The following is a 25,988-nucleotide window of genomic DNA, read 5'->3' on the forward strand; positions in this document are numbered from 1 at the left end:
AGTTTTACGTTATAGCTATTGATATGTGTTGGCTGGAAGGCTTTCTAGGTAGTAATGAAGGCCCAAAAATAATATTTCTGAAGGCGTGGCTGTTCTAGGGTGTTGTGGTGCCTTCCATTCTTTTAAGTCACCATTGATTCGGATGCTTCGTAAAAAGCAAAGAACAGTTAATGTATAGAAGCGTTTGTAATCACTTTTATCAATCCACCTTGATATTCCAGAAATGTATTGGAGCTCAGTAATTGATTGAACAATATTTCTGTGATCATCATTTTGAATGGTAAATAACATATTATTTTCTACAGGAATGATTTTGACAGCATCTTGTATTTCATTCGCTAGTTCGTGCCAGAATGAAAAAACAAATCTTGAATAACCAAAATAAGGATCTACTCCATTCATGGTGCAATCAGGATCTATAAAGCTGATTGCATTCTTTATTTCATTAAATATAACGTTACCAAAATGGAAGTTACAATGTGCATTTTCAATAGAAATAAATTTTTCTGTATTTGAGAGATGTAGAGCCTTTTCGACAATCGAACGACCTGTTATAAATGCTTTTCTACCCTCAAACATGATAGGAGTATCGAATAATTCGTGAATTGAACTTAGTTTATCCCACTCTTCTAATAAACGTAAATTAATATTGTCAAAAACATCGTTTTTTTTAGAGCATTCAATTTCTATGGCTGATTTTATTTGATCTAGTGCCTGACATATTATTTTTCTGCGTCTCTTTATCGGGTAATCATTATCAAAAACAATTTTTGATAATGAAGATCCATGTTTCTTTTCTAAAATGTAGAATCGGCGGCCATCAGCAGAACCATCGTGTAATATTGGAACGATTAGATTTGGATAAATTTGGCAAAGAACTTTAATTTTTTCAATTTCACAATGTAACTTCTCGTTAAATTCAGAAGTTTTGGCAGTCTTTATTACGAAACCAGAATTAAGGATGTCAACGCTATGAGATTTTGTCATTTTAAAACCCTTTGAAAACAGCTACAGGAATGTTATTTGAAATATTGCGAGCGATATTAATTACTAAAGAAGCATAACCAACGGTGTTGCTAACAAATGATTGCATAATTATTTCGCTTAGATTTTGTTTAGAAAGATATTCTGGCCTTGAAATAATCAGATGATGAGAATCAGTTAAAATCGTGGCACATCGTTTATCATTTGAATAGGCTCTACTACCAAGTGGTGTATCTGCTCGCTTTACAATATGAGGTGATTGGTTGTAAATAGAGTTGATTGCAGAATTAATATGATCGAGTGTTAAAGCTCCATGGTCTTCAATAATGAAACGGTTTATTTGATAGCCTGGGGCGTGTACTGGTGCTCGAAGTGAAACAGTATTTATTAGTGGTGCCCATGGCATTACCTTTCCTTGACTTTGGGCAATTTGTGAAAAACTGGGTCGCAAGTTATCTCTCGCATCTTGCATTCGCCCCTCGAAAGACCGTGTACCCAAAACTCCATTGGGAGTGTCTGGATGTACGATATCTGTTGCTACAGAGATAATACTTTGTGCATTTAGATTCAGTGGGCGTATTGCCTCAATTATGACGCGCAATGATGCATGCATCCCATTGGTCTGACAAGATCCAAGGCAGAATACCCCTTCGGTGAGTGTGCGACATTTTATTGTTGGAATGTCCGATGGGGTGAGGTCGACAAGGCAACTGTAGATACTTGGTAAGTTGTCTGCTTCAGCAACGCCAAGAATAATGCTGCAAAAACTCTTTAGTTTATTCGTAATATCGCTTGTCGCAGATATATCATTTTTGCTAGTAGCTAAAAAAGCAATGTCAAATACATCAGGTATTTCGATTTTATCAACTTTAAAATCTCCAAAGTAAAAATTTATAGTACGTTCATCGATGCTTAGTTCGTTGTCACTCAATATTTTAATATTAGAGTGTACTCCTGGATAGGCTAAGGCTAGCTTTGCAAAGATGCCATCAATTGGCCTAAGGTGTGGATAATGCTTGTCAGTTGGAGGGGGGTTAGTAATTACTGATGTAATAATAAACCCATCGGCTTGAGGATTATTTTGTAGTAGAAGGTTTGATCCTATTTCGGCACCTGCACCGATAAGTATTGCATTTTTCATACATTTCTCTCCTTGATATGCTTAAATATATTTCTGTTAGGTGGATTAAATAACAGCGAATAGGCTTAGGAATTCGTTAATTGTCATATTGTCAAGTTTTGAAGATGAAGTGATTACCTCTGTAAGAATATCTGCTTTGTTGGTTAAGTGACTCTCTGATAAGTTTAGACAGAACTTCTGTTTTAATGCTGGTAAGCATTCGGTGCGCCGATTGATATGACCTAGTGGAAACTCTATTTGCTCATAGAATTCACCCTTTCCATTGATACATTTTATGGATAAGGCATTAGGAATGGCCATCTTATCTGGGTCGTAATAGCTTTCCGTGAATTGGGTTCTTTCATGGCATGTTATTTTTTCTCGAAGAAGTTGTACGTCTACATTAGAAGCCATTGGCTCATGGAAATCCTGAATGGTCAGGTTTCCAGAGTAGAGTGCCACTGCAACCATATATTGCATACAATGATCACGATCTGCTGGATTTCTAAGAGGGCCGACTTTGTCGATTATTTGCATTGCTGGACGCTGTGTTTCGACCCTAACATATTCAATATCTTTTTCTGATAGGCCAGCTTGAATCATTCTATCCCTGATTCGAAGAGCTGCTTCAATCGCCGTTTGAGCATGGTACTCGGCTGGATTTGGAACTTTGAACAATATGTTTTTTATAACGAAATCAGATAAAGGGCGGGAGATATTAAAATCTGAGCCTTGTAGTAAGGAATCATTGACCCCCCATTTTTTAGCAGTTAATGCTGTTGGGTAACCCATTTCACCTGTTTGTGCAAAGATAGCAAATTGCAGTCCACGAGAGGTTGCATCACCTGCTGCCCAAGATTTTCGGGTTCCAGCATTAGGTGCATGTCTGTAAGTTCTGAGAGGGTGTCCGTCGATTAAAGAGTTTGATAGTGCATTTAAGGTTTGTTCTTTTGAAAGTCCGAGTAATTTTGATGCAGCAATTGACGAGGCAACTTTTACAAGAACAACATGATCAATTCCGAGAGTGTTAAAGCAGTTAGTAAGGCATAGGATACCGTGGATTTCGTATGTACGTATCATTAAGGTTAATACGTCTTTCATTCTAATTGGAGATGCATCTTGTTGGCTTTTCCATGCTGCAGCTGCTAAAATTGCGCCTAGATTGTCTGAGGGGTGTCCCCATTCCTGAGCAAGCCATGTGTCATTGAATTCGAGCCATCGGATCATAGAGCCTATATGGAAAGCCGCTTCTATTGGTCCAAGTTGCTCGTCACTACCAATAATTTTAATACCATTAGTATTTTTACTGAAACGATAACTATTCAATAAGTTGATACAGTCTTTGTCCTGCGATGCAGCTATAGCGCATCCGAGCGAGTCCATTAAACAGAGTCTTGCTATATTGTATGCATCATCATCAAACATTGTTTCATCAAAAGCATAGTCAACAAGTGTTTTCATTACATTGTCGAATTTATCTAAATCCATAAGTACTTCCTTCCATAAAATGATAGACCTTTTTTATATTCTGGTAACTTTTCAGAAACACTGACTACTATATTGATAATGTGATTTAGTCTGAAAATTGACTGTTTTTATTGCTTTTAGGTTGAAAAAAAATTTCCAATCTAAAGGCAATAATCGCGGTCGGTCGTAGTCTGTACTTGGAATATATGTCTTTACGCAAAGCGACTCTAGCGAGTAATATCGATGAGTAAATCGGAAAAATCGATACCTATGTCAAGGAAAGACTGTGAGGGTTATTTATGAATATAAATGAATTGAAGGCTTTTATTGCCGTAGTACAATTAGGAAGTCTCACTCAAGCCGCACTTCGGTTAAATCGAGTTCAGTCCAGCATTTCACAGCGTATACAAAATCTCGAGAGGAAGTTAAATGTAACTTTACTTGAGCGACAGGCTGATGGTGTGAAACCTACTTTACAGGGGATAATGGTTTACGAATATGCAGTTAAGATTGTTGATACTATGCGTGAATGTCAGGAAAAAATAGAGTGCTGCAACTACGATAATAAAATAATACGGGTGGGGGTTGTTGAATGTCTTCCTGCTTATATCGTTGATAATTTATTGGATTTTAATTATAACGGTAATTTTAACATTAGTGTCTCTATCGGAAGTTCACATAATCTTCTAGATTATTTTGAAAAGGGGGATTTTGATATCATAATTATTGGTGCCGGATTCGCTTCATCTAATGTTATGCGAACGCCTGTTTTTCAGGATCAATTAGTGGTTATAAATTCAATTTTTTCACCTCCAATAACTGATTTTTATGAATTACAAGATCAAATATTTTTATTAAGTAGTGAGAAAGCGGCATCTAGAAGAAATATTAACTATTTAATGCGTGATAAAGGTATACTCCCTAAAAAAATAGTTGAATGTGGCTCATATCCTATACTGTTTTCTCAGGTCGCTGCGGGGAAAGGTATTTCGTTGGTTCTCAGAAGCGCCTTAAGTAAAGTTTATAGTGATAAAATAAGAATTAACGAATTGTCAGGTAAATATTTTAAGATGCAGATCGAAATGATATTTCGGAGTGATATTATAGGAACAAATACACTTGAGCTCCGCAGAATGATTTGTGAGTTATTTAAAAGTCATAGTTTGAAAAAACCATGGTTCTAATGAATTATTAATAGGCGGTATGATTGCGATAATTAAGGCTAAAGTAAAATCAATACGCTATAGACAGATAAGTTCGCTAATAGTAGAAAGGATAACTGATTTTTATATTTAGTCCTGTGTATTATTCTATGTGGCGCTTTAGTTTTTTACAGGAGTTCTAGTGGTAAAAGTTCTGGTTAGTTCGTGTTTGGTCGGCAATAAGGTGAGATACAACGCGAGTTGTTTATCTATCCCTGAGTCTGATTTTTCTTGGCTTAGGTCGAATGCAGAACTGGTGGTTTTTTGCCCTGAAGTGTCTGCTGGTCTACCGACTCCAAGAGCATCCGCTGAAATAATCAAAGGAAAAGGTATTGATGTACTCGATGGCTCTGCGAAGGTTGTTGGGAACGATGGCGTTGATGTAACGGCTCAATTTGTGAGTGGCGCCAAGAAGGCTTTGGAACTTTGCCAAAAGCAACACATAGACTATGCCGTGCTTGCAGAAGGTAGCCCTTCATGTGGCAGTTCAAAAATATACGATGGCACATTTAAAGGAAATAAAATCGATGGTGCAGGTGTAACCGCTACCTTGTTAGAGCGTAATGGCATCAAAGTATATAGCCAGCATACGATAGCGGAACTGCGAAGCCTATTAGAGACAGATACATGAAGTTTAGTGATCAAGTGATTGAATGGATTGAATCTGATAGAGATCGAATGCAAGCACTTGAACTTGCTTCAACACTTGGTCTGAATGATTGGTGCTTGGCCGCTGGATTTGTTAGGAACTTGATCTGGGATAAGCTTCATAACAAAGAGGTTTTAACGCCATTAAACGACATCGATCTCATTTACTTTGATTCTGCTGTCATGGATGAAAATGCCGATCTTGATTATGAAGCAAGGCTTAAGGCCGTAAGTCGTTTTCCTTGGTCAGTTAAAAATCAAGCAAGGATGCATGTTCGTAACAATGATCAGCCTTATGTGTCGACTGCGGATTCCATGAGCTATTGGGTGGAAGTAGAGACAGCCGTCGGTGCTACTTTTGTTAAGGGAAAAGGGGTGAGGCTGGTTGCTCCTTTTGGTTTAGAAGCAAATTTTAATCATACGATTACGTTAAACAGCAAACGCCCGAAACCTAACGACTTTAAGGAAAGAGTATTAGAAAAAGAGTGGTGTGATTTGTGGCCGAACCTCAAAGTGGTTTCCTAACTGCTAAGAATTGTTATCTTCTCTATCCTTCCTGAGTTAAAATACCGACCCTGTTCGTACTTCAATACAAGAGATTTATAAATGACCGCATTTGATACCAAAGTGGAAGAGTTGATCGCTAAGCATCCCCATTTAACCAAGGATGAAGCCATCAAGATCGTCACTGAGAAAAACAACCGCAAGAAACAGAAGCGAAATGAAAGATCCAATAAAGGCAGTGTGAACAAGGGGTAGAAACAATCTGTACGTGATCATTGTTATGATCACCTGTACGCCAATTACCGTCATGAACCATGCCCCAAAAGCGGCCATATTCTATTGGTCGTTTTTGACCACGTCAGTTTTCCTAGAGATATTTTATGAAGCAAAGAGTGAATGGATTCGACCTTGCAAGAGCGTTGGCGATATTCGGCATGGTTATTGTGAACTTCAAAATTGCAATGAATGCTGAAACGGGCAATGTGTGGTTGATGAAGTTTGCTGGGCTTTTTGAGGGAAGGGCATCGGCCTTATTTGTCGTGCTGGCAGGTGTGGGCGTGACATTTCTTACTAAAGAAGTAAGAGGATCTAGGGACAGAATACAGCTATATAAAAAACGCGTCTTGCTGATAAAACGCGGACTCTTACTTATTACAATCGGCCTCATATTTACGCCAATATGGGAAGCTGACATTCTGCATTTTTATGGTTTTTACTTTCTAATCGCCGCTGTCATATTTGGGATGAAAGACCGTGCCTTGTTATTGATATCAGCGGTCATCATGCTGATATTCCCCGTTTTAATGTTGTTTTTTAATTATGAGCAAAACTGGGATTGGTCGACATTAGCTTATGCAAGCTTTTGGTCCTTCGATGGAATGATTCGGCATATCGTATTTAATGGTTTCCATCCGATTTTTCCTTGGGCGGCTTTTCTGGTGTTTGGCATGTGGTTGGGGCGGCAGAATTTATCAGACAGGTTAGTAAGAAATAGGTTGCTTGTTTGGTCGCTCATCACTTTCCTTGTAACCGAATGTGGCTTTTATTGGTTAAGAAGCATTGTGGGTGACGGTAGTGTTCTGGAAATGACACCGGATGAAGTGACATTTCTGTTTTCCACTTCGATTATCCCTCCGTTACCACAATACATTCTCTCTGCTGGCAGCTCGGCCGTTGTTGTGCTGGTGGCTTGTTTATATTGTTCAGAGATATTTTCTGAAAGCCGTATCAATAAATGGCTGTGCCAAACGGGGCAATTGTCTTTGACCTTGTATGTGGCTCACGTCATTATCGGTATGGGGCTTCTTGAAGCGATTGGCCGCTTAGAACACCAGACCATAGATTTCTCTCTATTTAGTGCGCTGATATTTTGTGTTGGCGGGATTGTTTTTAGTCTTGTATGGCTGAAGCTTTTTAAAACTGGGCCACTAGAATGGATCTTTCGTAAGATAGCAAGCTAGCTAAGCTTTGTTGCTACAAATGTATCGAAAGGTTACTTAACTCACTTAAGCAGTGATGATCGTTACTCTTTCTTACTAATTAGCATCCAAAATACAGCTTATTAGTTGGCAATTAAAATGTAGATTAATACTAAGTCTATAACCATTAGAGTAGGCCATAGAGGAAAGACTATGAAAAAGTATTACCGTTTGGCACTAGGTATCGTTATTGCTTCAATACTCGTTGCTTCGCTGTTTGCGAAAGAAAACTTATATATGCTGGTTTTAGTTGTCGCATTGGTAGTTTTGTTAGGTTGTCTGATAAAGATAGAGAATTTAGCAAAAGAGCAATTCAATTTTTATGAGCAGATTCTCGATACCATTCCAAATCCACTTTCTGTTACTGACCTGGATATGAAGTGGACCTTTGTTAATCGCGCTGCAACCGATCCGTTAGGAGTAAAGCGTGCAGATGTGCTCGGAATGCATTGTTCAAACTGGGGAGCAAATATTTGTAACACTGATGGATGTGGTGTGAACTGTTTAAGAAAAGACAAGCCGACTACTTTCTTTAATCAGTGGGGTAAAGACTTCCGTGTAGATACTTTTTATATTCAGGGACTAAACGGCAAAGATATAGGTCATGTTGAATACGTGCAAGAAGTGTCTGAAAAAGTGGCGCTTAAATCAGTATACAGTGATGTCGATAACATCAGTGCAAGCTTAACAACAGGTGCGAATGAACTCAATGTTGCCAGTCAAGCTTTGACAGAGGGATCTCATCGTCAAGCAGCTTCTATCACTCAAATTGGCAATGCCGTGAATGCTATCCTTAATCAAGCTAATGAAAATGCTGATCGTGCAGCTAGAGGCAGTTTAGTGTCGTCTGAAGCTGAGCGTGCAGCCCGTATGGCTACAGATGAAATACGAGATCTAGAACTGGCCATGCATGAGATCAATCGTTCAAGCGAAGCCATTAGTGAAATTATTAACGTTATTGATGATATCGCGTCTCAAACCAACTTACTTGCATTGAATGCTTCTATTGAAGCGGCTAGAGCAGGGGAAATGGGGCGTGGTTTTGCTGTTGTTGCCGATGAAGTAAGAGCGTTAGCTGAACGTAGTACAAAAGCCGCAAGCGAATCATCTCAGTATATTCAATCGTCTGTAGAAAATGTTAAGAAAGGTAATGCTATATCACAAAAATGCGTGAGTGCATTAAATGAGATTGTTAAGCACGTGTCGACTATCTCAGAAACCATTGGAGAAATAGATAATGCGTCACAAAGCCAAGCAATTGGATTGAGTCAGATTAACCAGGGCATGGCTGAAGTTGATGAAGTGATTCATTCTACTGCAGCATCTGCAGAAGAGACGTCTATTTCTGCTAATGAAGTGAATGAGCTGTCGTTGAAACTTCAAGTTCAGCTCGCAAACATAAGAAAAATAGATGGATTAATCGTCGATACTGTCAAGAAAGCCGATAAGCTAATTGAAATTAAAGACGTGACGAACAGCTAGATTCCCTCCTAGAAAGCACACGGAATGTGCTTCCCTTACTTTGCTAAGTGGAACGCAAACCAAGAAACCACATACCGCACAATTTCTATCACATCAGCAATAATGGCTTTTGCATTTACGCCACCACTCGCCATGGTAATGAATCGAGTTAGGGGGATTGAGACAATAAATTGGATGACTATAGGTGCTTCATTACTGCGAGGTGAAATAACAGTTGTCTGTTAATAGTTATTTTTATATGTCTCTACTGATAGAATACCTTAATTATTAGGAATGGAAATAGTTATGAAAGGAGCTGCTATCTTGAAGAAAAAGGATTTATTAAAAATATTTAAGTTTTTTTTGATTCTCTTATTTATATGTATATTTATAGTTTTAATAATTATAGGTAAATGTAAGTATGAAGAAATTGACCAAAGAATAACTGAGGGTAGTGGTTATGGTTTGTCAATTGGTAGTACTTTCAGTGACGTTATTAATGTCTTAAAAAAAGTACCAGAAAAATATCCAAACGCTACTTTGCATTATTATAAAGAGGGAAATAACTCTGTCCCAATTTCATGGGATTCTATAAATCAAATAAGTCCAAGTGATGGGTTGTTCTTAGTTTATGATACTCACTCCAACTATTTAGATTTTCTAGATATTAGCTTTAATGATGATAAAGTTAGTGAAATGAATAGGATTAAGTTTTGTGCTCTAAATACTGAATACAAAGCATCACATCGTTGTATTGCTAGTTTATTGGGTTTGGATGGCTGATGCAGTAATATATTTTAAAGAGGAATAGGTAGACGTTTAGTTTTTATTATGGGTAGTAGAGGGCTAAAATATACAGATCCCACTTCAGTGGTTTGCTTATTAAATAAGTGTACCTCGTTATATTATTTAGTAAAAATCCATCACTTCAAAAAAGACCGATGTTTCACACATCGGTCTTTTTTATTTATCTAATTATCCAACGCCATTTCAGCCATTTTCATGGTGTTTTCAAATGACGCACAACCTGCGATAAACAAGCCGTTATGACAGAACATAGCGTCGTCTAAACCTGTCACGTCTTGAAGTTCTTTGTCAGACAATCCGGCCCAAGGCGCAGGGAGTTTTTTGCGGTCTTCAAAGGAACCAAGCTCAACAGGAACAGTTTGAATACGCCATTGTCCAGTCTGAGATGGGTAAACCATGAATAAGGCTTCTTTCGATAACCTAAGTACGGTGGTTTTCCATGGGGTGTATTGCTCTAACACGATGACTCTAGGGTCTTCGGCTTTTTCGATGGCGTTGGCGACGATGGTTTTTGCGTTTACGCCGCCGCTTGCAGCAGCAATGAATCGAGTTAATAGACGTGATGCAAAGGCAACGGCTTCGTCAAAACAGGCATCAAAATCGCCTTCTTCTTGCCAGGTCGGGTTAAACATTGAGATGGTTTGGCTCAAGCTAATGCCTGTCTGTACACCTTCTACGTGTCCGCAATCGATTGCGTCGATGGTAGACACTAGATTTTTATCCAATGAGTTGGCGACCTCTTGATCCCCCGCGCATATTTGTAGACCGTATTTTTGCCAAATCAACCCAAAGGAGGAAAACGGAATGCCGTTTTCACGCGCGCCAGCGCCGCCTTTTTGGTGATGATCAAAGCGACCTTTTTCTGCGTCATATAGACCGCCGACGTCCAGTACAATGTCGGCTTTGGCCATAACGTCTAGGTCACGTGTGCGTACGATGTTAGCCGCAGGGAAAAGGTGTTTAAGTGCCGCGACGGCAAAGACGTCGTCTGCGTGAAAGTTGCCATTGTGTGTTGCGATTACTTGAACTTGTTCGGTCATTCTATGGTCTCTTTGGTTGATATCATGTCACTTAACAGCACACACGTCGTAAAAAGCGGAATTTTACTGGGTTTTAAGGCAGGGTGACACCGTTCATTTTAGAAAAAACAAAACAAGTGTCTTTAGACTTCCCAAGCGTTACTAGAATGTTGCGTCAGTTGATATCTGTCTTGAATGCTTTAAACTTGTATAGTAATGATATTACATAACAAACCTGATGCCGTTTAAATATTGATGCGTGTTTGGCAAGTGCAAGGTTATCGTACGAAAGCGGTTCTTTGGCCATAGAGAGGTATTCTGGGTTCATAATGATATCCTACCAATAATTCATAGTTCTAGATTTATGGAAGTAATAAGCCATATCAGATCATTGTCAACTATATTTCTAAATATATAGAATTAATGCGGTTGGAGGCTAAACAATAACAGTGCAAGCTGTATGTAAAAAATCCCCAATACTTGTACAGTTTAAATATTGGGGATTCTGATCGTCAAACTATTCTATGTTGGTTGATAAAAGTGACAAAGGAATCGGATCTTGGCGTCATTTAGTGGCTGATTCCACTGCCGCCAGCAACTGTGATGTTGTATGGAGAGCCTCCAATATCAATGGTGCCTACTTCTGAAAAGTCCTTCGTGCTGATGCGGCGTATTAAACCTGCATTAGGGTCAGTCATGATGATTTCATCTCCGGCCATCGCCAGTCTAGGGCGTGGGTCATTCCAATGTCCATCCATGCTATATGGTTGGGTGACACTTGCACTGGCTTCGATTTTACCCGTGAGTAAGTTTACTCGGTGGATTTGTCCATTCTCTGTTAGAACATAACCATTTTGAATTTTTACTGGATCAAGAATGAAATCCACTTTACGGAATGGCAGTTCCACAAGTTGCATGTAAGGTGATTCTGTTGGATCTATAATGGCTAAACTGTTTGAACCATAACTAGAAAGGAAAACTTGAAAGGATTTTGCGCCATGAAAAGTACCCGCCATTTCCCCTTTTGGGAAGTTTGAAGGGTAGGGCAACATGGTATATTGAGTGCCGTTATAATTCTTTTTAGCTACTAAAACGCCTTCTTTACAGCCCACCGCTAAGTAATGGCCTGAAAATGCTTCACCATGAAGCCCAGTACAAGTGTGTAATTCTCCACTAGAAATGCCTTCTTGGTTGACTGCTTGTAAGCCTATGCGCGGTGGAGCCTTTCCTTCTTCCGCTTTATCTGCGGCAATACTGGACAACCACTCTTTACCCCAAGGGACGACTACTCCGTGGTGTGCGTGTTTTTGCAGAACACGCGTTTCTTCTATGTGTCCTTCGGTTAATTCATGGCTGTCTAAAATAGTGGCATAACCCCCTTTGTCAAAGTTTATCGACACACTGCCATTATGTTCAATGACATGAAAGGGGCGTGGACCTTGTATGACTTTTTGTATTGCTTTGGGGTCTTGGATTTCAATGTCGTTATGATCACCATGATGGTGAAAATGAATTCCAGACTGGATGAAATTCACTTGGTCGTCATCAGATTGAACAGCAACAATAACGCTGTTATCAGCGACAGAATAAAGCTTGCTTTGACCTGATGTGTCAAACGTCCAGCGTTCTTGAGGCGCGTTTAAGTTGAATGCCGTTACACGAGCAGCATCATGATCGGCAACAAAGACACGATAGCTTGTTAGATTACTATCATCATGGTGGCCGTAGTTTGCGCATGCAGTAAGGGCCACGCTTATTGTTAAAAGGCTAACCCTGCCAAGAAATGTGATCATTTGGTTTTCTCCATTAAAAGTGATGTTTTGCTGAGGTTTCATTATTGAAATTAGAATGAAATAAATCGACTAAAAATATGTTATAACATAACTTTTGTAGAGTGCAATGAAATAATTCTTTTCTATAATCTCGCCACAAAGGCTTTCCATAATGAAGCGGCGTTTTGATATGCTGACTATGATTTTCCCACTGCAGTAATGCTGGGTGTTATTGTTGGCCCATTAAGCTATGTTCTGTTTAGTATTGGCAACCAGTTAAATGGATAAACATCATTTGGAATGGATCGGCTAAGTACGCTGATCAAACACACACCCTTAATAGCAGTGCTCTAAATGAGGCGACAGCCATATTAGAAGGATGGCGAATAAGTAGGCAGTACTACGAAAGTTATAAATAATACCTAGAAACCGTTAGCTGATTTTTCGTGCAGTTTCTTCTACTTTACACAGCAGCTCTAATAGTTTTTTCTGATCGGATTGACTTAATGCTTTTAGAAGCAATTCCTCGGTTGAGGTAGCTAGCACGACAACTTTGCCGTAATGCTCTCGACCAAGGTCTGTCAGGGAGAACTCTACTAAGCGACGATCTTGCTCATTAACGATTTTTTGTACCCATCTTTTACTACACAGGCTTGTTCCCGCGCGGGACGCAGCGACTCTATCTAGGCCTATGGCTTTTTCTAAATCTCTTACTGAGAGCTTATCATATTTTCCTAAGTGAGCCAGCACGCGCCATTCAGGAACAGTTAACCCATATTGGTTTCTATATTTACGAGCCAGGGCTTCGGATGTTTGTTGAGCTGCCTGATTAAGGCGATATGGGACGAAGTTATTAAGATCAAACATTTTTTGCTGCCCTTAAACACATAAGATTAATACAACACAGGTTAATAGAGGAGGAGTGCTGAGCAGTAGTTTAAAGCCTTACTGGCAAGCAACCTACAAAAACTTTGAATGTTGAAATAATGAGATTGTTTCATTTGAAATGAGTTGACTCATTTCAAATGAAATGATTATATGGTTTTCCACTTATTATTTTCGGCTTTAGTCATGTCATATCTTAACGGCTTTAGAAACTACCATTCGACCGAGGCGTATGCTGGTGTTCTGCCTATTGGTCAAAATAGTCCTCAGCAGTGTCAGTTTGGTTTGTACGCAGAACAGATAAGCGGCTCTGCATTTACCGCTCCTAATGGCCATAATCTACGCAGTTGGATGTATCGTATTCGACCTAGTGTTGCTCATCGAGGTGATGGAGAAAGTGTTGAGTTCGATCACTGGGTCTCTCAATCAGATGATAGTAAAACCCACATAGCCTTTGATCCTCTTCGATGGAATCCATTAGAAAATATAGAAGGGCATTGGATCGAATCTGTTCGTACCTTGACTATCGCAGGGTCTGCAAGTTCGCAAACTGGTATGTCTGCGAGCATGGCGACGCTTCATCCGCAACAACAGCCTGTGTTACAAAACCATGATGCTGAAATGTTAGTGATGCCTATTAGTGCTCCTATTACATTGCGAACTGAATATGGTGTGTTGGACGTTGCTGTAGGTTCGCTGGGGGTTATTCCGCGTTCTGCATTTGTGGCGTTAAGCACTGAAAAGATGACTCAAATTTATTTGTTAGAAAATTATGGCGCACCTTTTGAATTGCCTAGTCGTGGCGCAATAGGAGCTAATGGCTTGGCAAATGAGCGTGACTTTGAATACCCAACGGCGAGCTATATAGAACAACAAACAGCGACTTGGGTTATTGAAAAGAGAGAAGGGAGGTTTCGTGAATTCACGCTTGAACACTCTCCATTTGATGTCTTAGGTTGGCACGGCAATCATGCCCCTTATCGATACGATTTGAGACGCTTTAATACTCTGGGGTCAATCAGTTATGACCACCCTGATCCGTCCATTTTTACAGTACTCACATCACCAAGCCAAACTGCTGGCGTGGCAAATATTGATGTGGTGGTATTTGGTGATCGTTGGTTAGTAGCGGAAAATACGTTCCGGCCACCTTGGTATCACCGTAATGTTATGGCTGAATTTATGGGGTTAATTTACGGCACATACGATGCCAAACCAAATGGTTTTTTGCCTGGTGGCGCGAGTCTTCATAATGCAGGTTCACCACATGGCCCTGACTATGATGCGTTTTCAACAGCATCTGTGTCAGAGTTGTCTCCCCATAAGTTATCTGGAACATTGGCGTTTATGTTTGAAACCAGTGTGCCACAGCGAATTACAAGCTTTGCAGCGAACGCTGATGAACGTCAAAATGATTATGTCGACTGTTGGAAAGATATCCAGCCTGCCAGCTTTATTATTACGGGCTCCAAAGAACCAAACAAAAAAAGTAATGGACAAGCCTAATGGGTAATCGCTCATGTTCTCGTCTACAAATATCTATAGCGCTCCACTGGTCGCGAAGTGTGCGTGGAATTGCAATTCCACCACCTTTTGAAACCAAATAAATGCCTCAAAATACATTACTACCAAATTATAAATATAAATAGGAATACAGAAAATGGCAGATTTATTTGAAAACCCAGTTGGACTAGATGGATTTGAATTTGTAGAGTTTTCAGGTCCAAATCCCGAACAAATAGCACAAATTTTTCAGCTTATGGGGTTTGAATTAGTCGCTAAGCATCGCTCGAAAGATGTTGAACTTTATCGACAAGGCGGCATTAACTTCATCTTAAATAAAGAACAAGGCAGTGAAGCTTATTACTTTGGTCAGGAGCACGGTAATGCCGCGGCTGGCATGGGGTTTCGTGTCAAAAATGCTCAAAAAGCTTACCAATACGTTCTCTCTAAAGGCGCTAAGCCAATGGATATTCCTACTGGTCCTATGGAGCTTAGGTTGCCTGCAATCAAAGGTATTGGTGGCGCACCAATTTATTTGATTGACCGTTATGAAGATGGTTTATCTATCTATGATATTGATTTCGAGTTCTTACCTGGCGTAGATAAAAAACCAGTTGGTCATGGCTTTTATGAGATTGACCATCTGACACACAATGTCTACAGAGGTCGTATGGCCTATTGGGGGCGCTTCTACGAAACCTTATTTAACTTCCGTGAGATTCGTTACTTTGATATCAAGGGGGAATATACCGGTCTAACGTCACGAGCGATGACGGCTCCTGATGGAAAAATCCGTATCCCGTTAAACGAAGAGGCGTCAAGTGGAACCGGTCAAATTGAAGAGTTCCTGATGTCATTTAATGGTGAAGGCATTCAGCACATAGCCTTACGTACAGACAATTTGCTGGCCAGTGTTGATTCCTTGCGTGCCAGTGGTATTGAACTGATGACGGCTCCGCCGAGTACCTATTACGATATGTTGGAAGAGCGTCTTCCTGGGCATGGTGAAAAGGTCGATGAGCTGAAAACTCGTGGAATATTGCTTGATGGAACCACCGATGGTGCTCCACGCTTATTATTACAAATTTTCTCTACCAATCAGTTAGGCCCAGTGTTTTTTGAGTTTATCCAGCGCAAAGGTGATGACGGTTTTGGTGAAGGAAATTTCAAGGCGTTGTTTGAATCCATCGAACGTGATCAGGTGTCTCGCGGCGTTATCGAAACCAATGTGTAAAAGCTAAAAAATGGGCGAAGTTGGTACCTTGTATTCCTGATGTACCTTTCGCGTGCGCCAAAGTATGAATGATGGCGTACGCGATAGCCTGTGGTGTTTATCCAATTAACAACTTGCGAGACCTTCAATACCTGCGTACGAGCCTGATTGTGTCGGATCCAAGTCAATTGTCTTCATCTAGAAGCGTTTCAGCACGCTGTGTCAGAAGTTCAATCTGATAAACAGCCGTAACTAAATTAAATATGATGAATAGTAAAAACTACCTTAAGGAGATGTTCTGTGAATACCAATCGCATTAACAGCTGGTTGCCGAGTGCTAATATTGCGGGTTGTGAATTCCCCTTAGCGAACTTGCCTTACGCGGTCTTTTCCTGCGGGAATGAAAAACACTATATTGGTGTGGGTATTGGAGACAGTATTGTTAACCTCTGTGCTTTAGAAGAAGCAGGATTGTTTGACGAGTTAGATCTGTGTTTGCGTGACGCAGTCAAACAACAGGCTCTTAATCAATTGATGGGGTTAGGTCATTCACACTGGACCGCGTTGCGTCTGCGTCTGGTAGAGTTGCTAAGTAAGAATACTTATCAAAACCAGGTGGAGCCGTGTTTGATTCCTCAGGTAGATGTGTCTTTTCATCTACCTTGTCAAATCGGTGACTACACGGATTTCTATACGTCAGTGCACCATGCTACTCGAGTCGGGTCCTTATTCCGACCAGATAACCCTCTACTGCCAAACTACAAATGGATTCCGATTGGTTATCATGGTCGTTCCTCATCAATACGTATATCAGGTGAAGCCTTTAAGCGTCCTGTAGGGCAATTAAAAGCCCCTGATGCAGAGTGTCCAGAATTGGGGCTCTGTAAACGTCTTGATTATGAATTAGAGTTAGGTATTTTTATTGGCAAAGGTAGCCAGTTGGGAACCCCTGTCAGCATGGTCGATGCTGAGCAACATGTTTTCGGCGTGTCTATGTTTAACGATTGGTCTGCTCGTGATATTCAAGCATGGGAATACCAACCTTTAGGGCCATTCTTATCGAAAAACTTCTTTTCTAGTCTAAGCCCTTGGATCGTTCCAATGGAAGCTTTAGCGCCTTATCGCTGTGATTGGACGCGAGATTCCGCCGACCCTCAGCCTCTCGACTATTTAGATTCCAAAGTGAATCGTGATAAAGGGGCAATTGATATCAAGCTAGAGGTTTGGATAGAAACGGCAAAAATGCGAGCGGATAATCAACCTGCAGAACGTTTGTCAAAAAGTAACTTCAAAGAATCCTATTGGACAATTGCACAAATGGTAACTCACCACACGGTAAATGGCTGTGATTTAAAACCGGGCGATTTGCTGGGAAGTGGAACCCAATCAGGTCCAAATCATGAAGAGTCCGGCTCCCTTCTTGAACTTACTGCTGGCGGAAAAGCCCCCATTACGTTAAGCAATGGTGAACAACGTTCTTTTGTTGAAGATGGTGACCGAATTATTCTCAAAGGTTATTGTGGCGATGATCAATTAAAAATTGGGCTAGGGCAGGTGGATAACCTTGTTCTGTCTGGAAGTAAGCCAGAATAAGCAGACCTTTCTTAGTACTCTTTTTTATTTATTGTTGTTTTAAAAATAGCTCCGGTTCCAACGACCCCGAGCTATTTTTTTGTGCTCTTATACATGCCGTTTCACTTTAAAATCAGTGAAAATGGTTATTGTAAAAAAAAGCTCTTACTGCCAAATTTCAACTCTATTACGCCCTTGTTCTTTTGCTTTATATAAAGCCTGGTCGGCAAGTCGAAGTAAATCGGAATAATTGTCAACTTGATGAGAAAACGCAACACCCATACTGACAGTCATGGTTAAGTCGGGTGCTATATCATTGTAGTCACAAGTTTCAATGCTATGACGTAGATTTTCGCAATAAGCGGTCACATCGCCTTCACTCATTTCTTTAATCATTAAGGTAAACTCTTCACCACCCCAACGAGCTGTGTGCACTTTTTTACCTGCAAGGCTACGTAACTTGGCAGCGAGAGATTTAATGGCTTTATCTCCAATTAGGTGGGAGTAGTGATCATTGATTTTTTTAAAGTGGTCAATGTCCATAATAACTAAAGCGAGAGTGATGTTATTTTCCTTGGCTTTAATAAAGGCTTCACTAAGCCATTTATCGAAAGCTCGTCTATTTGGTAGATGAGTTAACTCATCTTCATTAGCTTGACGCTGGAAGTCTTTTGATTGCTGGCGTAATTCATAGGTTTGTTTTTCAACCAATGCTTTGAGCTTTAGTTCACTTTTTTGTAGTCGTTGTAAGCGCCATTTTATAATGCCAAATAACAGGATTAGAACGAAGACTACTAAGCCTATCTGTACTTCTAGACGTTGCCAGAAGTGAGGTAAAATAGTGAATTTATAAATCTGATCCGCGTTATTCCAATCGCTATACGGATAACGAGCACTAACAAGAAATTGGTAGCTTCCTGGTTCTAAATTGGTGTATTCAGCAATCGTATTTTTGCCTCTCGAAGCCCAATTTTCTTCAAAGCCGACTAGCTTTGTTCTATATTCAATGCGGGATGACAAAATATATCCCAAGCCCGCATAGTTAAATATCACCCGATTTGTACCAGCAGGTAATATGTTTTGTTGAGTGTTTGAAAGCTCGACGCCATCGACCACTATGGATTCTATAGAGATAGGTAGACGTGCCGTATTTTTCTGCGAGATAGTTGAGCTGTCTATCATGGCAACGCCTTTCGCGGTAGCAAACCATAGCTTGCCATTGTCCATGGCCACGGCGGCAGGATTGGAGCCTCCATTTGCTTGCGCACTAGCTAAGCCATCGCTTTCAGTAAAATGCTCAAATGCTATTGTGTTCTGGCGACCATCAGCCACCGCATGAGCAGCATTATAATCTATTCGCCAAATGCCGCGATTACTGGTCAGCCAGAGACCATTGGTACCATCGAAAATTACTTGGAATAGTTTATCAATCGGCAATCCAGAGCGTCGACCAACTAAGCCTAACTGAGCATTTTTTTGGTCATAACGAATTAGTCCGCGATCGGTAGCAATCCATACATAACCTTTTTCCATCCAGAAACCAAAGGCGTATTCTGCGTTTTCAATATTGTGGATAGGAACCAATTCAAAACCGTTTGCCGTTAATTTAGCAACCCCAACTCCGGTTCCTACCCAAACCTGGCCTAAGTCATCTTCTGCTAATGCCATAATATAATTGTCAGGCAGGCCATCGTTGCGGGTAAAAATTTTCTGTTGACCAGAAGCATTTTTTTGAACAAGACCGTTCGTAGTACCGATCCATAAATTACCGTGGCTATCGTCTAAAATAGCTCTCACTTCATCAGTGGGTAATCCTTTTTTATGGTCGAGTATAGGGATGAGCTGTTGGTCTTTCCAAAGCATGAGACCTTTTAAGTAAGTGCCTACCCAAACCCCGCCGTCATGTCGCTTAGCAAAACTAAGAACCGACACTGGGCTGCTATTATTCGCTTGAGCATTCTGGGCAATCCCTTGATCTATAAGGCTGAGTCCTTCGCTTGACCCCACCAATACGGACTTATTATCAATATTAATAACACTGCGGACGTAATTACCAACGAGCCTGCGTTTTTTTGTCCAAGTTGTAAAAGGAGCCTTGCGCAGACGCATTAAACCGCCATTAGTGCCAATCCAAATACTGCCTTCTAAATCTTCTAATATCGACAACACTCGATTATTCGGCAAACCAGATTGAGTATCTAACCTTTCTATTTGATTGTTACTGAATCTAACCACACCATTTTTTATTGTGCCTAACCACAGGTTATGTTCATCGTCTTCCATCAAAGTCGTAATCGCTTCTCCTGCTAGACTAGGGTGCAATAACGTGGCTCGTTTATCGCCAATAATGTAGGCACCTCTTTCGGTCGCCACCAACATTTGTCCATTATGTGTTTCTAGAATGGCGTAAACATGCAGTTCAGGAAGGTTGTAGCGTGCTAACACTTCTTGTTTGTTGTTGCCATTAAGCTGGAATAAGCCTTTGTTCGTTGTTGCCCAGATTCTGCCTTTACTGTCTTCTAGCAATCGATTAGCACTTATATTCTGCAAGGCCCAATTTTCTTTGCTAACACTATTTTCAAGACTCGATTTAGGTCGGTGGAGCACTCCTAATCCTTCTACGGCTATCCAAAGGTCGCCAGAACTGTCTTTAAGTATGTTATTCACCATACTAGGAGCGGTCAGTTGTGGCTGCCAGTTATTTCCTTGGCGGTACGTTATTCCGCCACGAACACCAGCAATCCACAGGCCGTTGTTGGTATCAGATACGAGTGTGCGGGTTCCTGAATCAAGAATCCCTGTTTTTGACGAACGCTCATAAAAGCGAAATTCACGACCATTGTAACGAGCGACACCTTCCCAAGTAGCGAACCATAAATAACCGTCAGAAGTTTGAGCTATGGCATTGATACTATTGTGTGGAAGTCCTTCATGAGTAGACCAAGTGTCTTTGAAATAGTCGGTGAGGGGAATGGTCGTGCTCGCATGAGCTAGAGTAAACGCGTATAACAGCACTACTCCAATGATTATTTTTGACGAATGAATAAGCGTCATTTTTCCCTCATATTTAACAGATTAGCAACATCGATCGTTGATGTTTTTATTATGAATTCATTCTAAGGGCAGGTAATAACGTACCTTAGTAAATAGGCATTATTTTACCATAAAGAATTTTAATGAATTGTTTCCAAATGTTACTGAAAAGCACGGATTGTTCTTGAAAATGATGCTTTTTAAGTCGAATTCAAGAATTGTTGCAGAACGACTGTGATAGTTTTCTTTTGCTATAAATAATACTTATAGGTTTACCTAATAAGTGAGGCACTAATAGAGGGAGATTTACCTCACATAGAAAATGAATGAGCAAGAAAAGCAAGCGAGTTATATATGGAAAGTAAGAGACAGGGAGTAATATTTGCCCTGTCCCTACATTATCTGGGAGGGAGGATTAGTAGCACTTAGCGCCTTTATTCTGAGCGATCAAGGCTTTATAAGTGGGCAGGTTGTTTGGCAAATTAGCCGTCAAATCTTTAATGCGATTAGCGTTAGATGGGTGAGTTGACATCAGTTCAGGTGTTTTACTTTCACCGCGTGCACTCATATTGCGCCATAACTGAACGCTTTCTCTTGGGTCGAAGCCGGCTTTTGCCATGTATTCTAAACCCAATAGGTCAGCTTCAGATTCATGAGAACGGCTAAAAGGTAAAATAATTCCGACCTGTGCTCCAAGCCCGAGAGCTTGGAAGATAGCAATTTTTTCTGGTGATTCCTCTCCGCTCAACTGGTAACCCAACGCCAAAGCTTGACTCGTCGCTAATTGAGTAGAAACACGCTCATTACCGTGTCGCGCAATGACATGTGCCAATTCATGGCCGACTACCGCTGCTAACTGGGATTGATTGTCAGCCACTTTTAATAGACCAGTATAAACACCGACCTTATAACCCGGCAATGCAAAGGCATTTATCTGTTCGTCGTCAAATAATACGACTTCCCAGTCTTGTTTGCGGTATTTTTCAGGTAATACTGCAATCAATGAATCCGCCACACATTGCACTTGCTCACGTAACTTCGTATTCGACGACGACGGCGTTTCTTTCTTCATCTCGGTAAAGGATTGAACCCCCATTTCATTCATCTGACTGTCCGGTAGCACGGTAAACTGCTTGCGACCCGTAGGCGAAGAGCTACAGCCAACCATCACAACTAACGTCGCTGCCAGTGCTACCTTGAAAAAAATCTTTGTAAAGAACATCGTAAAACCGCCTAGAAAACTGCATGGACTATTAAATAGGCTGTCATTATAAAGAAGGGATTTTGCGAGAAGCAAATGCTGCTTAATCATTTGTTAGGCGTTGTCAGGGCTGGGATAGATATCGGTCAGTATTAGGTAAGTTAAGTATGAGGTTCTAAAATGCATTATTAATCGTTTTATTATGTTATTCATGACTTGCTAAAAAGAGTAAACGATTCTTTACAATACTAATCTTTGCTTTGAGTTAGGCTTCTGTAATGCTCTGGACTAAGATTACGTCGTTTAATTCTAAGGAAAGAAATTAAAGTATCGAAAGTGAGAGGTACATAATGGATTTTGTTTCCGCAATACAAGCTTTGGTTGAGTAATACCTTGAGGTCATTACAAACTGAATTTCTTCATCTTATCTTGTTGCTTTTTGCGACGGCATTATTGTGCTTGTCGGCCAACGTATTTGCGCAAGATGTGAATTTAGATGACGGTTGGGAATACGCATGGGGAGATTCTCCGTTTGACTCTGACGGCGTGCCCTTATGGACTAAAAACGATCAATTAGTTGATTGGCAGCCCATTGCTTTTCCGTCTGATCCACCAGCGCGTGGCGCTCACCACAATGTTTGGTTTCGCATAACTCTCCCGCAACATGTTTATAGAGATCCCGTATTTTACACCTCCAGCATCGATTTATTAGCGGAAGCGTATTTGGATGGGAAGCTTATTTATAAACATGGTCAGTTAGATCAAGATGGCGCTGGTATATTTGCGGGTTGGCCTTGGCATATGGTCATTTTACCTGAAAACTTTGCTGGTCAAACGTTGTATTTCCGCGTGTATTCAAACTACATAAATATTGGCTTTTGGGGAGAGCGAAAGCTCGCTGAACGAGTTGATGTACTAAAACAAATTACTAAAGAATCATTGCAGGGATTGATTGTCGCAGGGGTGACCATTTTTATTGCGCTGATGGCGGCTATTTTTGCCATGCTTAAGGGTCAACGCCGGCAATTTATGAATGTATGTCTATTTTCTCTTGCGGCAGCCGGCTTGGTGTTGGGAGACATCCCAGCAATGAAGCTTGTTTGGGATCAGCCCTTACTTTGGAACTATATCGGAGCCTATGCGTATTTTTTACTGCCGATTCCAATGTTTATGCTGTTGGCTGAGTGGTTATCAGATGCGGGGTTAGAGGTCCGTCATTTTCAATGGCTATGGCGTGCCCATCTTGTGTTTTTGTTAGTCGCAGCAATCGGGAGTGTTTTTGGTGTTCTTCACCTTACTCAGCTTTACCCAGCATTTGATGGGATGTTTATTGTTAGCTTATTCCTGCTTGTAGTATCGGTTTTATTGGTGTTCAAGCGTGTTCGTTTGGAGCAAAAATTACTTATCCTAGCTTACTTTGGTTTTTGCGCTGTCATGATGCTCGATATGGCCGTTGCCCATAATTGGATATCGTGGAGTTCTATCCCTGTTTCTAGTGGTGCGCTGCTATTTTCAGTAGCGATAATTGGTTTGTCTTTTAACCACTATTTGTCGACCCAAAGACGATTAGCGAAGCTGAATATATCTCTAGAATCGGAAGTTATTGAACGTACCGAGCAACTTAGCGCTATCGCAAAGCAAGAAGCATTGCGTGCCAATGGTTTGTTATTTCAGCAGGAAAAGCTTGAAATGGTTAGTGATGTCATTTTTGATCTAGAAAGTTGCCATACACTAGAAGTGGGAATTGAAAAGATAGCTAATAGGATTGAGGCACTTTGTGTACCTTTCTCTGGCGTGTTTAGTATGGCGGTTCCTGATGGATGGAAAAGGGTGCATTGTTGGGGGTATGAAATTGATTCGCCGTCGTTTGATAATACCGCGCTGACCAAGGCAAAGTTTAATAATGAACAAGGCATTTTTCCATTTAGAATTATGAATCAGCAAGGTACTGTTCGTTATGTTGCGTTACTGCAAGTTCATGCAACAGAGATGCTTAATGGTTACCCCATAGAGCACTTCATGAAACTCTTAAAACGAGCAGTAGAAAAAATAAATATTACCTTAGCAAATATTGCGTTACGTGAAGAATTACAGCGCTTTTCTTATGAAGATGAACTTACAGGGTTAAAAAATCGACGTTTTTTCTCCGAGGTGATGGAGCATGAAATTGCAGTAGCGGAACAAAATCAATCGCCCTTGTCTCTACTGATTTGTGATATCGACTACTTTAAAACCTTCAACGATACTTATGGCCATCCTGCTGGTGATGCAGCACTGAAAACACTAGCCGCTCTGTTAGAGCAATTTTTCCATGATGGGAATATTGTTTGTCGGTTGGGAGGGGAAGAATTTGTCGTGGTTATTCCTAAAGTAAAAGGTGAAGACTGCCTACAAAAAGCCGAGCAACTAAGGGGTGCCGTTGAAAAAACACAAATACAATATGAAGGGTATTTGCTCGAAAATATTACTATCTCTATTGGTATCTCAAGCTGGCCAGAGCTAACGCCAGATCCGCGACAACTATTTCAACAAACAGACTCGGCCTTGTATCAAGCCAAAGAAAATGGCCGCAACTGCATTCGCTTGGCAGAAAAGTAGAGCTGGCTATTGTCAGGAAAGGTTTTAAGTGATAAAAATATTCTCATGAACTCTTTATTTGATTTTTTTCAATACAGCGCCTCTACCACCACGACCACCACAAGGTTGTTTGGAGGGTAACTGCTATTAGATAAAAAAAGCCCTCTGAGCGAATCGCCAGGGGTTTTTTTTTATGTCTATTTCTTGTTGTTCGCTCAGAGTATTTTCACTAAAAATCTTTCATTAGGAGAAGGATATGAAAACTCATCGCGAACTCGCGGAACAGCTCGACTTATTCCATTCAGAACAACAAGCACCTGGGATGTTATTTTGGCATCCCAATGGCTGGTATTTGTTTCAAAATATACAAGAACATATGCGACGCTGTTATCGTCAATATGGCTTCAAAGAAGTGCGTACACCTCAGTTAATGAAAAAAGAGTTGTGGCATATCTCCGGTCATATGGATATGTATGCTCAAGACATGTTCTTTGGTGGCGAGCAAAATGGCGATCAAGAATACGCCCTAAAGCCGATGTCTTGTCCTGCCCATATACTCATGTATAAGCGCGGCGTACACAGCTACCGAGACTTACCGCTGAAGCTATTTGAATTTGGTTTAGTGCATCGTAACGAATCGTCCGGCTCATTAAATGGTTGTTTAAGGTTAAGGCAGTTTACTCAAGATGATGCTCATGTTTTTTGCGCGTGGTCTCAGGTGAAGCAGGAAGTTGGTCAGTTTCTTCAACGGGCAAAACAAATTTATAGCGACTACGGCTATCAAGCTCTAGAAGTAAAAATCTCTACACAACCAGAGCAAGCGTTAGGCGACGATGCATCGTGGCGACGTGCGGAAGAGATACTTAAAGAAGCTTGTCAGGCAGAAAGAGTCCCTTTTGATATTCAAATAGGTGAAGGCGCGTTTTATGGGCCAAAAATTGAACTGGCATTACAAGACGCCATGGGCCGGATTTGGCAATGCGGAACAATACAACTGGACTTCAACTTACCAGATCGTTTCGAACTGGAATTCGATAATGAACAGGGCGAAGGAGAGCAGCCAATTATCTTACATCAAGCGGTTTATGGCTCGATAGAGCGCTGGATCGGTATATTGCTCGAAGTTTCGCAAGGCGTACTGCCCGAATGGATACATCCGCAGCCCGTGGCAATAGTCACAGTTAACGATTCCGTTTTAGACTACGCCAAACACATACGAGCAGATCTAGAACAACAAGGCATAAACGTCTTGTGTGAATTTGGCGATCATTCCGTTGGCCGCAAAATAAAGCGCAGCTTTGAACTCAAAATTCCCAACATCGTCATAATAGGAGAGCAAGAAGCCCAAGCAGGAAAACTAACAATCCGCAGAGGGAAACATATTGACATGATCAACAAGGAAGAACTGGTTTCCTTTCTAAAAGCCAAGCAAAACCTAAGATAAAAGGAGCAAATTATGACCAGTGAAACCAGATAGGCTGCCAAGTAATTGGCGGCCTTTTTCGTTATTGGGTTTGTTAAACAGTGGAGTGGTATCGAAAT

At 40.7% G+C, this 25,988-nt stretch carries 20 protein-coding genes; 12 read left to right on the top strand and 8 right to left on the bottom strand.

Annotation, left to right across the window (positions count from 1 at the left end):
• Positions 1-15: 15 nt before the first annotated feature.
• Genes DFP80_RS06050 through DFP80_RS06060 form a run of 3 tightly spaced genes read right to left on the bottom strand, consistent with a single transcriptional unit; the run spans position 16 to position 3,592 of the window.
• Complete coding sequence (locus tag DFP80_RS06050) at positions 16-987, bottom strand: hypothetical protein (protein ID WP_113915911.1); 972 nt, start codon at positions 985-987, stop codon at positions 16-18.
• 1 nt (position 988) lies between these two features.
• Positions 989-2,125 (bottom strand): hypothetical protein, encoded by a 1,137-nt coding sequence (locus tag DFP80_RS06055; RefSeq protein ID WP_113915912.1) that lies wholly within the window; start codon positions 2,123-2,125, stop codon positions 989-991.
• 45 nt (positions 2,126-2,170) lie between these two features.
• Positions 2,171-3,592, bottom strand: coding sequence for a bifunctional 2-methylcitrate dehydratase/aconitate hydratase (locus DFP80_RS06060; protein ID WP_113915913.1), 1,422 nt, complete (start codon positions 3,590-3,592; stop codon positions 2,171-2,173).
• Between the two features lie 278 nt (positions 3,593-3,870).
• Here DFP80_RS06060 and DFP80_RS06065 point away from each other — a divergent pair, with 278 nt between their 5' ends.
• The 7 genes from DFP80_RS06065 to DFP80_RS06090 all read left to right on the top strand — a co-directional run bounded on the left by DFP80_RS06065 (position 3,871) and on the right by DFP80_RS06090 (position 9,647).
• Positions 3,871-4,755, top strand: a complete 885-nt coding sequence (locus DFP80_RS06065) for a LysR family transcriptional regulator (RefSeq protein WP_113915914.1) — start codon at positions 3,871-3,873, stop codon at positions 4,753-4,755.
• 160 nt (positions 4,756-4,915) lie between these two features.
• Positions 4,916-5,404, top strand: coding sequence for a 2-thiouracil desulfurase family protein (locus DFP80_RS06070; protein ID WP_113915915.1), 489 nt, complete (start codon positions 4,916-4,918; stop codon positions 5,402-5,404).
• Entirely contained in the window at positions 5,401-5,946 is a 546-nt protein-coding gene (locus DFP80_RS06075; RefSeq protein WP_012070433.1) for a nucleotidyltransferase family protein, read from the top strand. The genes DFP80_RS06070 and DFP80_RS06075 overlap by 4 nt, the downstream gene beginning before the upstream one ends.
• A gap of 81 nt (positions 5,947-6,027) precedes the next feature.
• On the top strand, positions 6,028-6,180 hold the full coding sequence (locus DFP80_RS20625) for a hypothetical protein (protein ID WP_169458506.1): 153 nt from the start codon (positions 6,028-6,030) through the stop codon (positions 6,178-6,180).
• Between the two features lie 125 nt (positions 6,181-6,305).
• Entirely contained in the window at positions 6,306-7,385 is a 1,080-nt protein-coding gene (locus DFP80_RS06080) for a DUF418 domain-containing protein (protein ID WP_113915916.1), read from the top strand.
• A gap of 171 nt (positions 7,386-7,556) precedes the next feature.
• On the top strand, positions 7,557-8,885 hold the full coding sequence (locus tag DFP80_RS06085) for a methyl-accepting chemotaxis protein (RefSeq protein WP_113915917.1): 1,329 nt from the start codon (positions 7,557-7,559) through the stop codon (positions 8,883-8,885).
• Between the two features lie 285 nt (positions 8,886-9,170).
• Positions 9,171-9,647, top strand: a complete 477-nt coding sequence (locus tag DFP80_RS06090; RefSeq protein ID WP_113915918.1) for a hypothetical protein — start codon at positions 9,171-9,173, stop codon at positions 9,645-9,647.
• 188 nt (positions 9,648-9,835) lie between these two features.
• Here DFP80_RS06090 and DFP80_RS06095 read toward each other — a convergent pair whose 3' ends face one another.
• The 3 genes from DFP80_RS06095 to DFP80_RS06105 all read right to left on the bottom strand — a co-directional run bounded on the left by DFP80_RS06095 (position 9,836) and on the right by DFP80_RS06105 (position 13,329).
• Entirely contained in the window at positions 9,836-10,711 is an 876-nt protein-coding gene (locus DFP80_RS06095; RefSeq protein ID WP_113915919.1) for an MYG1 family protein, read from the bottom strand.
• Positions 10,712-11,259: 548 nt separating this feature from the next.
• The gene (locus tag DFP80_RS06100) at positions 11,260-12,483 is read right to left on the bottom strand and encodes a metallochaperone AztD (RefSeq protein ID WP_113915920.1); all 1,224 of its coding nucleotides are present in this window, start codon (positions 12,481-12,483) and stop codon (positions 11,260-11,262) included.
• A 411-nt stretch (positions 12,484-12,894) separates the two neighbouring features.
• Complete coding sequence (locus DFP80_RS06105; protein WP_113915921.1) at positions 12,895-13,329, bottom strand: MarR family winged helix-turn-helix transcriptional regulator; 435 nt, start codon at positions 13,327-13,329, stop codon at positions 12,895-12,897.
• Between the two features lie 204 nt (positions 13,330-13,533).
• Between DFP80_RS06105 and hmgA the strand changes: the two genes are divergently transcribed.
• The 3 genes from hmgA (at position 13,534) to fahA (ending at position 17,656) form a co-directional block, all read left to right on the top strand.
• On the top strand, positions 13,534-14,853 hold the full coding sequence (gene hmgA, locus DFP80_RS06110) for a homogentisate 1,2-dioxygenase (RefSeq protein ID WP_113916051.1): 1,320 nt from the start codon (positions 13,534-13,536) through the stop codon (positions 14,851-14,853).
• 154 nt (positions 14,854-15,007) lie between these two features.
• Positions 15,008-16,084 carry a 4-hydroxyphenylpyruvate dioxygenase gene (gene hppD, locus DFP80_RS06115; protein WP_113915922.1) on the top strand — a complete coding sequence of 359 codons (1,077 nt, stop codon included), beginning with the start codon at positions 15,008-15,010 and terminating at the stop codon, positions 16,082-16,084.
• Between the two features lie 279 nt (positions 16,085-16,363).
• Complete coding sequence (gene fahA / locus DFP80_RS06120; protein WP_113915923.1) at positions 16,364-17,656, top strand: fumarylacetoacetase; 1,293 nt, start codon at positions 16,364-16,366, stop codon at positions 17,654-17,656.
• Between the two features lie 144 nt (positions 17,657-17,800).
• Here fahA and DFP80_RS06125 read toward each other — a convergent pair whose 3' ends face one another.
• Together DFP80_RS06125 and DFP80_RS06130 are read right to left on the bottom strand one after the other, a co-directional pair.
• Positions 17,801-20,689: a ligand-binding sensor domain-containing diguanylate cyclase gene (locus tag DFP80_RS06125; RefSeq protein ID WP_113915924.1), complete on the bottom strand. Its 2,889-nt coding sequence runs from the start codon at positions 20,687-20,689 to the stop codon at positions 17,801-17,803.
• A 394-nt stretch (positions 20,690-21,083) separates the two neighbouring features.
• Positions 21,084-21,890 carry a M48 family metallopeptidase gene (locus DFP80_RS06130; RefSeq protein ID WP_113915925.1) on the bottom strand — a complete coding sequence of 269 codons (807 nt, stop codon included), beginning with the start codon at positions 21,888-21,890 and terminating at the stop codon, positions 21,084-21,086.
• Between the two features lie 372 nt (positions 21,891-22,262).
• Here DFP80_RS06130 and DFP80_RS06135 point away from each other — a divergent pair, with 372 nt between their 5' ends.
• Entirely contained in the window at positions 22,263-24,467 is a 2,205-nt protein-coding gene (locus tag DFP80_RS06135) for a GGDEF domain-containing protein (protein ID WP_147243841.1), read from the top strand.
• Positions 24,468-24,702: 235 nt separating this feature from the next.
• Positions 24,703-25,890, top strand: coding sequence for a threonine--tRNA ligase (thrS, locus tag DFP80_RS06140; protein WP_113915927.1), 1,188 nt, complete (start codon positions 24,703-24,705; stop codon positions 25,888-25,890).
• The last annotated feature ends 98 nt before the right edge of the window (positions 25,891-25,988 follow it).

It is taken from the genome of Marinomonas rhizomae (assembly GCF_003315485.1).
Classification (GTDB): domain Bacteria; phylum Pseudomonadota; class Gammaproteobacteria; order Pseudomonadales; family Marinomonadaceae; genus Marinomonas; species Marinomonas rhizomae.